This window comes from Halopenitus persicus (assembly GCF_900107205.1).
GTDB lineage: Archaea > Halobacteriota > Halobacteria > Halobacteriales > Haloferacaceae > Halopenitus > Halopenitus persicus.
The window spans coordinates 31213-43492 of sequence record NZ_FNPC01000001.1 but is presented as its reverse complement, the minus strand read 5'-3'; the positions used below and the strand labels follow the sequence as shown (position 1 = coordinate 43492).

Genomic DNA, 12280 nt, shown 5'->3' with positions numbered 1-12280 from the left:
CGAACGGTAGTCCCGGTCGAACAGTGTCCCGGTCGAACAGTATCCCGGTCGAACGGCCGACGCAGCCTCGCGGGCGCGGGCCGACGCGCGGTTTTTCTCTGTCCCTCGTGGTGGCGCGATACCGACCTCGACCGCCGACCGACGCGGTACCTCGACCGCCGGCCGACGCGGTACCTCGACTGTCGACCGACGCGACCGTCACCCCGGAAAGTACAGGACGAACAGCAGGAAGAACGTCGCCGCGGCCGTGATCGAGAGCACGATCGCGTACCAGACCGCGGCGGCGGCGAGAACGATCCGTCCGTCGAGACCCTCGGCGGCGGGGTCCCACCGACCCGCGGCCGGCAGCACGACCGCAAGGATCACCCAGACGAGGACGGGATAGCCGGCGGCCACGAGGAGCGTCCAGCGGACGAGTTCGACGCCGCCGATCCCGCCCCGAATCACGACGCCGCCCAGGAAAACGGCCGCGTGGCAGAGAACGACCGCGCCGAACAGGAGGAGGTAGTTCAGCGCGTACCGGTCGGTCGGCCAGTCGTCGATCGCCGCACGGACGCTCCCGGCGGCGAGGACGGGAAGACACGCGACGGTGACGAGGAGCCACACGAACACGGTCGCCGCGATCGGCGCGGTCCAGCCGGAGGCCACGGGCCGATTAGCGAGGGTCGGCGCATCAGTCTTTCCCCGGCGTTCCGCCGTCTGCTGTTCCAGTTGTCGTCAACCGAGGTCGTCCCGCTCCGGCCCTGTGCCCGGGTCCCACGCGCATCGCGGCTTCGACGGGTTTAAACGCCGCCTGGGGCAAGTCCCCGGTGAGACAGGCTTCGCCTGTTTCACTGACCCGTAGGAGCGTTCCTGCGTACTACGGAGGTGAAAAATGGCAGACACAATAGAGGAGGCAGTTTCTCGCGCACTCGAGGAGGCACCCGAGCGGAACTTCCGTGAGACGGTGGACCTCGCGATCAATCTGCGCGATCTCGACCTCAACGATCCGTCGAACCGAGTCGACGAGTCAATCGTGCTGCCGGCTGGAACGGGACAGGAGACGCAAATCGTCGTCTTCGCGGAGGGCGAAACCGCCGTCCGCGCCGAGGAGGTTGCCGACGAGGTGCTCGACAGCGAGGACCTCGAGGACCTCGGCGGCGACGACGACGCCGCAAAGGACCTCGCCGATGAGACGGACTTCTTCATCGCCGAGGCAAGCCTGATGCAGGACATCGGTCGGTACCTCGGTACCGTCCTCGGTCCCCGCGGCAAGATGCCGACTCCACTCCAGCCGGACGATGACGTCGTCGAGACGATCAACCGAATGAAGAACACGGTGCAGCTCCGCTCCGGCGAACGCCGGACGTTCCACACGCGCGTGGGCGCGGAGGATATGAGCGCCGAGGAGATCGCGGACAACGTCGACGTCATCATCCGTCGTCTCGAGGCCGACCTCGAGAAGGGTCCGCTCAACATCGACGGGATCTTCGTCAAGACGACGATGGGTCCCGCCCAGGAGGTGCCCGTATGAGCTCCGCGCGGCGAACCGAGACCATCCCCGAGTGGAAAAAGGAGGAGGTCGACGAGCTCGTCGAGTTCATCGACTCCTTCGCCTCGGTCGGTGTCGTCGGCGTGGCCGGCATCCCGAGCCGCCAGCTCCAGCTGATGCGGCGCGAGCTCCACGGCTCCGCGGACCTGCGGATGAGCCGGAACACGCTCGTCGTCCGCGCGCTCGAGGAGGTCGACGAGGGCGTCGAGCAGCTCACCGAACACGTGAGCGGCCAGGTCGCGCTCGTCGGCACGAACGACAACCCGTTCGGGCTCTACAAGCAGCTCGAGGCCTCGAAGACGCCGGCGCCGATCAACGCCGGCGAGGTCGCCCCGAACGACATCGTCATCCCCGAGGGCGACACCGGCGTCGACCCGGGGCCGTTCGTCGGCGAGCTCCAGACGGTCGGCGCGGCCGCCCGGATCCAGGACGGCTCGATCCAGGTGACCGAGGACTCGACCGTGCTCGAGGAGGGGGAGGTCGTCTCCGACGACCTCGCGAACGTCCTCACCGAGCTCGGCATCGAGCCCAAGGAGGTCGGACTCGATCTGAAGTCCGTCTACTCCGAGGGCGTGCTCTTCGAGCCCGAGGAACTCGCGATCGACGTCGAGGAGTACGAGGCGGACGTGCAGGCGGCCGCCGCCGCCGCGCGCAACCTCTCGGTCAACGCCGGCTATCCGACGGCCCGCACCGCCGGCACCCTTCTCGCGAAGGCGTCCGGCGAGGCCAAGTCCGTCGCGTTACACGCCGAGATCGAGAGCCCGGACGTCGTGCCGGACCTGATCGGAAAGGCCGACGCCCAGCTGCGTGCGCTCGCGGCTCACATCGACGACGAGGAGGCGCTCCCCGAGGAGCTGCAGGGCGTCGACGCCCGGGCAGCCGCGGCGGACGCCGAAGAGGAACAGGCTGACGACGAATCGGACGCCGAGGAGGCGCCCGACGACGCCGACGACGCCGACGCGGACGATGACGACGGCGACGACGGCGACGCGGGCGACGGTCTCGGCGCGATGTTCGGATAACACACGGAGATTACACCAATGGAATACGTTTACGCTGCGCTCATCCTGAACGAGACGGGCGAAGAGATCAACGAAGACAACCTCACCGCGGTGCTCGACGCCGCGGGCGTCGACGTGGAGGAGTCCCGCGTCAAGGCCCTCGTCGCGGCCCTCGAGGACGTCGACATCGAGGAGGCCATCGAGACGGCCGCCGCCGCGCCGGCCGCCGGTGCCGCCGCGGGCGGCGCCGCCGAGGCGTCCGGCGAGGAAGAGGAAGCCGACGAGGAAGAGGAAGCCGACGAGGCCGAGGAAGCCGAGGAGGAGGACGAGGACGAAGGCGACGGCGGCGAAGGCCTCGGCGAGCTGTTCGGCTAACGCTCCGTATCCGGAGTTCGCGCCCACTCGGGCGCCCGACCGCCAGCTCGTTCCTCACGAGCACCGTTTTTTATACCACGCCGCAACCGGGAGCGACGGCGACCAGGAACGACAACGACCGGGAGCGACGCCGACCTCATTTAAAAATGATCTCGGAAAGACGACCTAGTAGACGTACTCGTCCGCGGTGATCTGGGTGTAGGTCCCGCGGAGCTGCCGCTTGGTCCATTTATACCGCAACAGCAGCTTGGTCGCGCCCCAGCCGGCGGAGTAGGTCCGTTTTAAGAGGTCGCCGCCGGTCTCGGCCGCGAGCATCACGTCGGCGGTGTCGATCACGCGGTCCCAGTCGGCCGGGCCGTACTCGCTCACCATCTCGGCCATCGCCACGCTGCGGAGCACCTCGTCGCCGATCGCCTCCTTCCAGCGGCGGTTGTACGACGCCAGGTCGCCGGCCGCGGCCAGCTCCCCGGCGATCGCGCCGGTCCGGACCGCCACGTGGTCGCCGCCCTCGTGGAACGCGGAGGTGGTTCCCATCGCCCCGCCGGCGACGGCGATCCCGGCCTCGGTCGGCGAGTCGATCGGCTTCGTCGAGGAGATCGCGTACGTCTCGGTGCCGTTCCGCTTGCCGGCGTCCTCGACGACCGGGAAGTCCGAGAGGTCGTACTCGTCGCCGTACTGCCACTCGAGGAGCCGCTCGATGTACGCGGCGCCGTTCGGGATGGCGTCGTCCTCGGGGCGCAGCAGCTCGTACGACTCGCGGTCGGCGACGTCGTCGATGTCGATCCCGATCGGCATCGTGAGACCGACCCGGCAGACGCGGTCCTGGTTCGGAAAGATCCACGGATAGGCGGTCTCGCCCGGCATCACGCCCCACCAGAAGACGATGGCGTCCCGGACCTCCTCGTAGAGCTCCTCGGGGAACCGCCGGTACTCCTGGTAGGCGATGTGGTTGGCCTCGCGGGAGGCGAGCCGCTCGGACGCCTTCGAGTCGTCCGGGAGGTAGCGGTCGAGCACCTTGTTGGTGACCGTCCGCTGGGGCCCGTCGGCAAGCACGAGGGCGTCGGCGCCGACGGTCTCGCCGTCCGCGAGGTGCAGGACGTGTCGGGGGTCGTCGTCGCGGTCGGGATCGACCGTCCCGTCGGTCTCGACGTCGCGAACGGACGCCTGCACGCGGTAGCGCGCGCCCGCGTCCTCGGCGCGCTCCCGGAGGAAATCGTCGAAGCGCGCGCGGTGGAAGGTGTAGCCGAACGAGTCGTACGAGGAGTCGATCCCGGTGTGATACAGCGTACAGGCCGTGTTCGGGCCGCGGAACTCGGCCCGCTCGAGCTCGTTTTGCACGACGCCATCCGGAAACTCGTCGGGATGGATCCCCATGATGTCGACCCAGTAGTCGAGGATGCCGGCCGCGTCCGTCGAGTCGGGACCGATGTCCTCCCGGTCGGCGCGCGGGACGCCCTTCTCGAACACGATCGCGTCGGCTCCGGCGCTCGCGGCGGCGTGGGCCGCCGAGGACCCGGCGGGACCGCCGCCGACGATCGCAACGTCTACGCGTTCCATACTCGTGAGGGACGCGCTCGGGCTATTAAACCCACGGAGGGCGGATCGGTCGCGGGATGGACGGGCATCGTCGCAGGGAGGGGGATCGGTCGCGGGAGGGGTGGCTGCCGTCGGACGGGTTGCGTTCCCAGGGGCAGGATCGATCCGTCGGGTTATTCACGTCGGGCGAATTGGGTCAGGTAATGGCCACGGTACAGCTCGAGGCCGACGAGATCGACGAGATCCTTCGAACAGCCGGATCCGGGGTGTTGTCGCTGTGTGACGGCGCGGAGACCTACGCCGTGCCGGAGTCGTTCGGGTACGACGGGAATGCCCTCTACTTCCAGCTGGTCCACGACGACGACAGCGAGAAGATGGCGTTCATCGAGACGACCGATGCGGCGACGTTCACCGTTTACGACGAGTCACCCGCCGAGAGCGTCATCGTCCGTGGGCCGATCGAGACCGTCCCGGAGGATGACCACGCGATCGCGATGAACGCGATCGCCGAGAACGCCGCCATTCCGACGCTGAACGTCTCACCCACCGCCGCACTCGAGACCCTCTCGATGGATCTGTATCAGATCCGCCCCGCGGACGTGTCGGGACGGGCCTTCGGTGAGCAGCACGGAGCCGTCGAGGACGGACGCCGGTCCGCGTGGGACGGCGGTCAAGCATCACCCTAACCGGGAGGGTGGTCAGGCCTCGTCCTCGCTGGGGCGGACGGCCTACGCTTCCCCATAGACGGGAACCGCCGCGCCGCTCGTCACGCTCGTGGCGTCCGAACAGAGCGCACACATCACGCGTGCGACCTCGATCGGGTCGACCCACTCCTCGGAGGGCGTCATCATCTCGCGGTTCATCGGCGTGTCGAGCACGCTCGGCAGGACGGCGTTGGCCCGCACGACGCCGCGGTTCTCCGCGGCGATCGTCTCGGTGAGGAGCCGAACGCCGGCCTTGCTGGCCCGGTAGATCCCGTCGCCCTCGCCGCCCTCCAGGCTGGCGCGGGCCGAGACCGAGACGATCGCCCCCTCGGTCTCCCGGAGGTGCGGGATCGCGTGTTTCGAGACGAGGAACATCGTCTTCAGGTTCACGTCGAAGAGGAAGTCGAAGGCGTCCACCTCGGTTTCGTGCAGCGGGGTGCCGCCGCGCCAGGTGCCGGCGACGTTCAGGACGTAGTCGATCCGGCCGTGGTCCGCGAGGACCGCATCGACGGTCTCGCGCACCGCGTCCTCGTCGGTACAGTCCGTCCGGTAGAAGTGCTCGACGTCGTCGGGATCGAGGACCGCGTCCTCGTCGTCCGGGGCACGGACGTCGACCGCGGCGACCGTCGCCCCGGCCTCGCGGAACGCCTCGATGGTCGCGCTGCCGAGCGCCCCGGCCGCGCCGGTCACGATCGCGACGTCGCCCTCGAAGTCGAACTCGACGTTCATACTGTGGGATACGATCGCACACTACTTCAAACGGATCATCCGTGAGAGCCGATCGTCCGTCAGACGGAGAGCCCGTCATCAGCCGGATCAGCCGTCGGGACCGCTCGTCGTCACTCCTCGGTCTCGAGCTCGCCGTCCCACTCCCGATAGCCGCCCGCCATACTGGCGACGCGGGCGTCGTCGTCGACCGCCTCGAAGCTGCTGATGAGCCTGGCGGCCTGGACCGACGACTGCCCGATCGGACAGGTGACGACGATCTCGTCGCCCCACTCGTGCTCGTCGATGCGGCTCGGGAGGTCGCTCATCGGGATGTTGATCGCGCCCGGAATGTGCCCGCGTTTGAACTGGCCCGGCCCGCGAATGTCGACTATCTGTACGTCCTCGTCGTCGAGCTTCGACTCGACGTCCTCGGGGGAGATCTCCTCGACCATACTCCCTCTGGGACCCTCACGCCCTAACCCGTTTCGGGGACGACCGCGACCGTCTCCCGTCGGAACCCGTCGCGCTCGCCGGCGCGTGGATCCCCATCCGGTCGGTCCGCTGCCGACTCGCCCTGCCAGCGCCAGGAGCCGACGAACGGCTGTCCGTCGAGCGCACAGATGACGTACGACCGACCGGGCCAGGTCGCGTCCGCGGCGTCCGTTTCGCTCGGATACGGCGGGCCGGTCGGATGCGAGTGGTAGAACCCGACCACCTCGTCGCCGGCCGCCTCGATCGCCTCGAGGATCGCGAACTGCTCCTCCGGATCGATCAGGTACCGGGTCCGGGGCGTCTCGGCGGCGTTGCTCGCGCGGTGCGTCTCCGTGACGGTGCTCCGGTCTCCGTCCTCGTCGAATCGTCCCGCGAGGACGCCACAGACCTCGACCGGATCGGCCGCCTCGCGTCCCTCGATCGCGTGGGCGACGACGTCGTCGTAGGCGCCGCGCGTGAACTCGATCATCCCGATCCGGATCACGCGGACGATAGGTATATGCCTCGCGGCCGCGAGACTCCAGCGACCGCTTCGGATCCGGAGCGTTCAGGTCCCGCCAATGAAGGTATCCGTCCTGTCACACACGCTCGAGCTCGACGCGACACACGTCGCCGAATCCCCCGCCGAGATCCGCGACCAGGTTCGCGCCTACGAGCGCGGCGACCGCCGCGCGTTCGAGTTGTCCGTGACGATCCCGGACGGGCTGACCGGCGACGTGATGGCCGCGATGACCGAGATCCCCTACGGCGAGACGCGGACGTACGGGGAGATCGCGTCCGCGGTCGGGTCGGCTCCGGTCGCGGTCGGGCAAGCCTGCGGGCGCAATCCCGTGCCGATCGTCGTCCCCTGTCACCGCGTGGTCGGAAGCGACGGGGGGCTCGGCGGGTACTCGGCGGCCGAGGGCGTCGCGACGAAGCGGCGGCTCCTCGAGTTCGAGTCACGGCAGGCGGGGACCGGATCCGTTCAAACGCGTCTTCCGACCGATCGGTAGCGGGGGAATCCGACTCCGGGCAAACGTCCGGATCGGTACTGCTGGAACGGCGGCTGCGCGGCCGACCGCTCAGTCGTCGCCGAGGATCCCGCGATGGGTCATCCGCTCGGGGTCGAGCACCTCGTCGGCCTCGTCCTCGGTGAGGTAGCCCTCCTCGACCGCGACCTCGCGGACGGTCTTCTCCTCGGCGAGCGCCCGCTTGGCGACCTTCGAGGCCTTGTCGTAGCCGATCGCCGGGTTGAGCGCGGTCGCCAGCGCCATCGAGCGGTCGACCTGCTCGGCGCAGTGCTCCTCGTTCGCCTCGAGCTTCGCGACGAACTTCTCGCCGAACGCCTCGGCGGCGTTGGCCAGCAGCGCGGCGGACTCGAGGAAGCTGTGCGCGAGGACCGGTTTGTAGAGGTTCAGGTCGATCTCGCCGCGGGCGGCGCCGGCGCTGATCGTCGCGTCGTTGCCGACCACGCGCTTGTGGACCTGGTTGACCGACTCGGCGACGACCGGGTTGATCTTGCCGGGCATGATCGACGAGCCGGGCTGGTTCTCGGGCTGTTCGATCTCGCCGAGGCCGTTCCGCGGGCCGGACGCGAGCAGGCGCAGATCGTTGGCGATCTTGTTCATCGACCCGGCGACGGTCCGGAGCGCGCCGTGTGCCTCGGCCATCGCGTCGTGGGCCGCCTGCGCCTCGAAGTGGTTGTCGGCCTCGCGGAAGGTCGTGTTCGTCTCCTCGGAGATGTACTCGGCGGCGAGCTCCGGGAACTCGGGATGGGTGTTGAGGCCGGTCCCGACCGCCGTCCCGCCGAGCGCGAGCTCGCGGAGGTGGAGCCGGACGTCGCCGACCCGCTTGATCCCCTTCTCGACCTGCGTCCGGTAGCCGCCGAACTCCTGGCCGAGCCGGATCGGGGTCGCGTCCTGGAGGTGGGTCCGGCCCGTCTTGACGACGCCGTCGAACTCGGCTTCGGCCTCCTCGAGGGCCGTTCGGAGGGTCTCGAGCCCCGGAATGAGGTCCTTCTCGACCGCCTCGAGCGCGGCGACGTGCATCGCGGTGGGAATCACGTCGTTGCTCGACTGGCCGTAGTTGACGTGGTCGTTGGGGTGGACGACCCGGTCGCCGATCTCCGCGCCGGCGATCTCCGCGGCCCGGTTGGCGATGACCTCGTTGGCGTTCATGTTCGAGGAGGTGCCCGAGCCGGTCTGGAACACGTCGACGGGGAACTGGTCGTCGTGCTCGCCCGCGATGACCTCGTCGGCCGCCTCGACGATCGCCGCGGCCGTCTCCTCCTCGAGCAGCCCGAGGTCGCGGTTGGCCTGCGCCGCGGACTTCTTGACGATCCCGAGCGCGCGGATGAACCGCCGGCCGAAGGTGCTCCCCGAGATCGGGAAGTTCTCGACGGCGCGCTGGGTCTGTGCGCCCCAGTAGGCGTCCGCCGGGACCTGCATCTCTCCGAGGCTGTCCGATTCGATCCGGTAATCGTCTCCCATACGCGCCCGTGGTCGGTCGAGCGCGTAAAACCTACTGAAACGTGCCGGGGAGAACCGCGCCTCCGTGATTCCTCCGGCGACCTACTCCTCGACGGGCAACAGTCCGGCCTCGCGCAGGTCGGCGTCGAGCGAGCCGTCCCCGTGCTCGGCGTACGCGCTCGGGGTGTACGTCTGCAGCTCCATCGCGTGGATGTCCGTCGTCATGTGCTCGCCCAGCGCGTCGTAGACGCGCTGATGCTGGTCGACGAGCGAGAGGCCCTCGAAGGCGGGCGAGACGATCGTGGCCGCGTAGTGGTCGTCCTCGTCCTCGTCGTTATGTACGCGCGGTCGCGTCACGCTCGCGACGGCGTCGGGGATCTCCGCCTCGATCAGGTCCTCGATCGCGTCCAGTTCCATACCCGGTCATTACGTCGCCGGGGTAAAAGCGGCGCGCAACGGACCGCACGGGCACGCATCCGAAGCCGGACGTGGGGTTTTTGGCGGAACTCCCCGTTGCGTCCGTATGGAGATCGTCACCGACGCGGACGTCGAGGCGACCGAGGCCGCCGACGGCGTCCACCTGACTCAGGAGGCCGCGGGTGATCGCACGAGCGTGCAGGGATTCACGTTCGAACCGGGCGCGGCGGTTCCGGAGCATCGCCACGAACACGAACAGGCCGGCGTGGTCACCGCCGGAACCCTGACGTTCCGGATCGACGGCGAGGACCGCCTCGTCAGCGCGGGCGACTCGTACGTCATCCCCGGCGGCGAACCGCACGCGGCAGTCAACCGGGGCGACGTGCCCGTGGAGGGGTACGACGTCTTCTCGCCGCCCCGTCTCGATCCCGATTGGCTGGAGGGCTGAGATCGGCGAACTGCGGTTCGATCCCCCGCGGAACGTTCCGGACGAATATGTTCGGCGACGTCCTCAGCCGATGGGAACCGACCGCCCCCCTATATCCGTGGCCGCAATAGGATCACCTGTTTATGAGCGACCGAACACGGAACGCGGGACGGAGCCTCGATCGGCGAACGTACCTCTCGGCGACCGCGGCGGTCGGCGCGACGCTGCTCGCCGGCTGCTCGGGCGGCGGGAACGGCAACGGCGGCGGTAATGGTGGAAATGGTGGCGGTGGAAACGGCGGCAACGGTAACGGTGGCGGCAACGAGTACCTCTCCGAGGAGCCGAACTACGACGGTTGGTTCGACGACGTGAGCAACTACGAGGGGCAGACGCTCGACCGCCGCGACGCCGATAGCGTCACGGTCGACGTCGGGGCCGGCGACGGACTGCAGTTCGCCCCGCCCGCGGTGGCGGTCTCGACCGGCACCACGGTGACCTGGGAGTGGACCGGCCAGGGTGGCCAGCACAACGTCGCCGCCGAGGACGGCTCCTTCGAGTCCGAACAAACCAACGAGGAGGGCCACACCTTCGAGCACACCTTCGAGAGCGCGGGGACGTACACGTACATCTGTACGCCCCACGAGGCGGTCGGAATGAAGGGCGCGATCGTCGTCGAGTAGCGATCGCGGTGAGGGACCGCGGCGATGCCGCCCAAAGCGGCGAGCCCGCCACGCGACGACGTGGGGTCCGACGGATACATACTTACGACGCGGGGACGATCGGTTTCGGTACGGGTCGTCCCGGGACGCCGCCGGCGACGACGGTCGAACACACGACAACACACTACAACGATGACACAAGCACGCCTCGTCGTCGAGATGCCCGAGGGACCGTGGGTCGCGGACGTCTCGCGCGCACACCCCGACGCGACGTTTCAGGTGCTCGCGGCGCTGCCCGGGGACGGTCCCGGGTTCGCGCTCGTGTGGATCTCGGCGACCGACCTCGATGCGGTCCTCGAGGACATGCGCGACCACGCGGTGCTGACGGATATGTCCGTGATGCAGCGCACCGAGACGGAGGCGACCGTCCAGTTCGAGACGACGGCGCCGATGCTGCTGGTCGCCGCCAAGCGGTCCGGGATCCCCATCGAGATGCCCATCGAGATCCAAAACGGCGAGGCGACGATCGACGTCACGGGAGCCCACGACCGCCTCTCCGAACTCGGCCGCCAGTTCAAGGAGCTGGAGATGGACTTCCGCATCGAGTACATCCAGGAGCGGCTCCAGCCGAGCCAGGTCCTCACCGAGAACCAGCAGCGGCTCCTGCTCACCGCCGTCGAGCTGGGTTACTACGACACGCCCCGCGAGTGTTCGCTCACCGAGCTGGCCGACCGCGTCGGGATCGCCAAATCGACCTGCAGCGAGACGCTCCACCGCGCTGAGGAGGAGATCATCAAACGCTTCGTCGACGACCTCCCGCCGCGGGTCGACGCCGAACCGAACCTCGACGGCGCCGATGTCGACCGTGACGGCGAGGAGACGGCCGCCGGAACGGTCGACGCACGGGACTAGCGGACCGGGGTCGTGATCCGCCGGCACTCCCGATCACACACCCGTCTCGTCGCGCTCGGTCCCGTCGTCCCGTCTCGTCGCGCTTACTTGTCGCCGCTGCTCTTCTCGCCGCCGACGTCCGCGACCCCCTCGAGGTCCTCCTCGACGTAACTGTGTTCGTCGGCCGGGAACTCCCCCGCGGTCACGGCGTCCCGGTACGCCGCCACGGCGTCGTGGATCGCCGCGCCGACGTCGCCGAACTGCTCCGAGAAGGAGGGCGACCAGTCGTCGAGCCCGAGCACGTCGGTGATCACGAGCACCTGGCCGTCACACGCCGGGCCGGCGCCGATCCCGATCGTCGGGATCTCGAGGCGGTCGGTGATCGCCGCGGCGAGGTTGGCCGGGACGTGTTCGAGGACGAGCGCGAACGCGCCGGCCGCCTCGTGGGCCTCGGCCAGCTCGATGATCGACTCGGCGGCCTCCCGGTCGGTCCCCTGCCGGGCGTAGCCGAGCTCGTTGACGTGCTGGGGCGTCAGGCCGAGGTGACCCATCACCGGGATCCCGACGTCGACGAGCGCCTCGGTCAGCGCGACCGTGTGGTCGCCGCTCTCGATCTTCACGGCGTCGGCGCCCTCCTCCTTTAAAAGTCGTCCGGCGTTGTGGATCGACTCCGCCTCGTCGGCGCCGAACGAGAGGAACGGGAGGTCCGCGACGACCAGCGTGTCCTCGGTCGCACGCGCGACCGCGCCCGTCCGGCTGGCGACGTCGTCCATCGTGACCGGGATCGTCGAGTCGTAGCCGAGCACGGCGTTGCCCATGCTGTCGCCCACGAGGATGACGTCGATGCCCGCCTCCTCGATGATCGACGCCGTCGGCGCGTCGTAGGCCGTCAACATCGTGATCGGCTCCTCGCCGGCTATGCTTCGGAGGCCCCGGGTCGTGGTCATATCCGAAGGTACTACGGACGCCGCTTAAATCGCTCGTGTCCGGCGAGCGACGGGGCGATCCGCGAGGGGCCGCCGCCGGCCGATGCGAGGCTGCCGCCGGCCGGTGCGGGGCCGCCGCCGGCCGATGCGAGGCTGCCGCCGGCCG

General features: G+C 69.0%; 16 protein-coding genes. 8 read left to right on the top strand and 8 right to left on the bottom strand.

Annotation, left to right across the window (positions count from 1 at the left end):
- Positions 1-198: 198 nt before the first annotated feature.
- Complete coding sequence (locus BLV25_RS00225; protein ID WP_092730165.1) at positions 199-648, bottom strand: hypothetical protein; 450 nt, start codon at positions 646-648, stop codon at positions 199-201.
- Between the two features lie 226 nt (positions 649-874).
- Between BLV25_RS00225 and BLV25_RS00220 the strand changes: the two genes are divergently transcribed.
- The 3 genes from BLV25_RS00220 to rpl12p are packed head-to-tail and all read left to right on the top strand — an operon-like array spanning position 875 to position 2907.
- On the top strand, positions 875-1513 hold the full coding sequence (locus tag BLV25_RS00220; RefSeq protein WP_039401946.1) for a 50S ribosomal protein L1: 639 nt from the start codon (positions 875-877) through the stop codon (positions 1511-1513).
- Entirely contained in the window at positions 1510-2553 is a 1044-nt protein-coding gene (locus tag BLV25_RS00215) for a 50S ribosomal protein L10 (protein ID WP_092730163.1), read from the top strand. Before BLV25_RS00220 ends, BLV25_RS00215 begins: the two co-directional genes overlap by 4 nt.
- An 18-nt stretch (positions 2554-2571) precedes the next feature.
- Positions 2572-2907: a 50S ribosomal protein P1 gene (rpl12p, locus tag BLV25_RS00210; protein ID WP_039401943.1), complete on the top strand. Its 336-nt coding sequence runs from the start codon at positions 2572-2574 to the stop codon at positions 2905-2907.
- 165 nt (positions 2908-3072) lie between these two features.
- On the opposite strand, the gene BLV25_RS00205 is transcribed toward rpl12p, so the two are convergent.
- A complete protein-coding gene (locus tag BLV25_RS00205; protein ID WP_092730161.1) occupies positions 3073-4464 on the bottom strand; it encodes an NAD(P)/FAD-dependent oxidoreductase in 1392 nt (463 codons plus the stop codon).
- A 182-nt stretch (positions 4465-4646) separates the two neighbouring features.
- Between BLV25_RS00205 and BLV25_RS00200 the strand changes: the two genes are divergently transcribed.
- The gene (locus tag BLV25_RS00200) at positions 4647-5129 is read left to right on the top strand and encodes a pyridoxamine 5'-phosphate oxidase family protein (RefSeq protein ID WP_021072658.1); all 483 of its coding nucleotides are present in this window, start codon (positions 4647-4649) and stop codon (positions 5127-5129) included.
- A gap of 42 nt (positions 5130-5171) precedes the next feature.
- Here the strand turns inward: BLV25_RS00200 and BLV25_RS00195 are convergent, their stop codons facing one another.
- The 3 genes from BLV25_RS00195 to BLV25_RS00185 form a co-directional block, all read right to left on the bottom strand.
- Positions 5172-5876 carry an SDR family oxidoreductase gene (locus BLV25_RS00195; RefSeq protein ID WP_021072659.1) on the bottom strand — a complete coding sequence of 235 codons (705 nt, stop codon included), beginning with the start codon at positions 5874-5876 and terminating at the stop codon, positions 5172-5174.
- A gap of 110 nt (positions 5877-5986) precedes the next feature.
- Positions 5987-6307, bottom strand: a complete 321-nt coding sequence (locus tag BLV25_RS00190) for a rhodanese-like domain-containing protein (protein ID WP_021072660.1) — start codon at positions 6305-6307, stop codon at positions 5987-5989.
- A gap of 23 nt (positions 6308-6330) precedes the next feature.
- The gene (locus BLV25_RS00185; protein ID WP_081758175.1) at positions 6331-6816 is read right to left on the bottom strand and encodes a desampylase; all 486 of its coding nucleotides are present in this window, start codon (positions 6814-6816) and stop codon (positions 6331-6333) included.
- Between the two features lie 91 nt (positions 6817-6907).
- On the opposite strand from BLV25_RS00185, the gene BLV25_RS00180 reads away from it, so the two are divergent.
- Positions 6908-7339: a methylated-DNA--[protein]-cysteine S-methyltransferase gene (locus tag BLV25_RS00180; RefSeq protein WP_092730159.1), complete on the top strand. Its 432-nt coding sequence runs from the start codon at positions 6908-6910 to the stop codon at positions 7337-7339.
- Between the two features lie 69 nt (positions 7340-7408).
- Here the strand turns inward: BLV25_RS00180 and BLV25_RS00175 are convergent, their stop codons facing one another.
- Together BLV25_RS00175 and BLV25_RS00170 are read right to left on the bottom strand one after the other, a co-directional pair.
- On the bottom strand, positions 7409-8815 hold the full coding sequence (locus BLV25_RS00175) for a class II fumarate hydratase (RefSeq protein ID WP_092730157.1): 1407 nt from the start codon (positions 8813-8815) through the stop codon (positions 7409-7411).
- 81 nt (positions 8816-8896) lie between these two features.
- Entirely contained in the window at positions 8897-9211 is a 315-nt protein-coding gene (locus BLV25_RS00170) for a BolA family protein (protein WP_021072664.1), read from the bottom strand.
- A gap of 106 nt (positions 9212-9317) precedes the next feature.
- Between BLV25_RS00170 and BLV25_RS00165 the strand changes: the two genes are divergently transcribed.
- The 3 genes from BLV25_RS00165 (at position 9318) to BLV25_RS00155 (ending at position 11209) form a co-directional block, all read left to right on the top strand.
- The gene (locus tag BLV25_RS00165; protein WP_021072665.1) at positions 9318-9659 is read left to right on the top strand and encodes a cupin domain-containing protein; all 342 of its coding nucleotides are present in this window, start codon (positions 9318-9320) and stop codon (positions 9657-9659) included.
- Positions 9660-9781: 122 nt separating this feature from the next.
- The gene (locus BLV25_RS00160; protein ID WP_092730155.1) at positions 9782-10318 is read left to right on the top strand and encodes a halocyanin domain-containing protein; all 537 of its coding nucleotides are present in this window, start codon (positions 9782-9784) and stop codon (positions 10316-10318) included.
- Between the two features lie 171 nt (positions 10319-10489).
- Positions 10490-11209 carry a helix-turn-helix domain-containing protein gene (locus tag BLV25_RS00155; protein ID WP_039401938.1) on the top strand — a complete coding sequence of 240 codons (720 nt, stop codon included), beginning with the start codon at positions 10490-10492 and terminating at the stop codon, positions 11207-11209.
- 83 nt (positions 11210-11292) lie between these two features.
- On the opposite strand, the gene panB is transcribed toward BLV25_RS00155, so the two are convergent.
- Entirely contained in the window at positions 11293-12135 is an 843-nt protein-coding gene (gene panB / locus BLV25_RS00150; protein ID WP_092730153.1) for a 3-methyl-2-oxobutanoate hydroxymethyltransferase, read from the bottom strand.
- Between the last annotated feature and the right edge of the window lie 145 nt (positions 12136-12280).

Bases quoted from the DNA above. Each gene is read 5' to 3' on its own strand.
- BLV25_RS00175 (WP_092730157.1), bottom strand. From the start codon at position 8,815: ATGGGAGACGATTACCGGATCGAATCGGACAGCCTCGGAGAGATGCAG.
- BLV25_RS00180 (WP_092730159.1), top strand. From the start codon at position 6,908: ATGAAGGTATCCGTCCTGTCACACACGCTCGAGCTCGACGCGACACAC.
- BLV25_RS00205 (WP_092730161.1), bottom strand. From the start codon at position 4,464: ATGGAACGCGTAGACGTTGCGATCGTCGGCGGCGGTCCCGCCGGGTCC.
- BLV25_RS00155 (WP_039401938.1), top strand. From the start codon at position 10,490: ATGACACAAGCACGCCTCGTCGTCGAGATGCCCGAGGGACCGTGGGTC.
- BLV25_RS00190 (WP_021072660.1), bottom strand. From the start codon at position 6,307: ATGGTCGAGGAGATCTCCCCCGAGGACGTCGAGTCGAAGCTCGACGAC.
- BLV25_RS00160 (WP_092730155.1), top strand. From the start codon at position 9,782: ATGAGCGACCGAACACGGAACGCGGGACGGAGCCTCGATCGGCGAACG.
- rpl12p (WP_039401943.1), top strand. From the start codon at position 2,572: ATGGAATACGTTTACGCTGCGCTCATCCTGAACGAGACGGGCGAAGAG.
- panB (WP_092730153.1), bottom strand. From the start codon at position 12,135: ATGACCACGACCCGGGGCCTCCGAAGCATAGCCGGCGAGGAGCCGATC.
- BLV25_RS00185 (WP_081758175.1), bottom strand. From the start codon at position 6,816: ATGATCGAGTTCACGCGCGGCGCCTACGACGACGTCGTCGCCCACGCG.
- BLV25_RS00220 (WP_039401946.1), top strand. From the start codon at position 875: ATGGCAGACACAATAGAGGAGGCAGTTTCTCGCGCACTCGAGGAGGCA.
- BLV25_RS00215 (WP_092730163.1), top strand. From the start codon at position 1,510: ATGAGCTCCGCGCGGCGAACCGAGACCATCCCCGAGTGGAAAAAGGAG.
- BLV25_RS00165 (WP_021072665.1), top strand. From the start codon at position 9,318: ATGGAGATCGTCACCGACGCGGACGTCGAGGCGACCGAGGCCGCCGAC.
- BLV25_RS00170 (WP_021072664.1), bottom strand. From the start codon at position 9,211: ATGGAACTGGACGCGATCGAGGACCTGATCGAGGCGGAGATCCCCGAC.
- BLV25_RS00195 (WP_021072659.1), bottom strand. From the start codon at position 5,876: ATGAACGTCGAGTTCGACTTCGAGGGCGACGTCGCGATCGTGACCGGC.
- BLV25_RS00200 (WP_021072658.1), top strand. From the start codon at position 4,647: ATGGCCACGGTACAGCTCGAGGCCGACGAGATCGACGAGATCCTTCGA.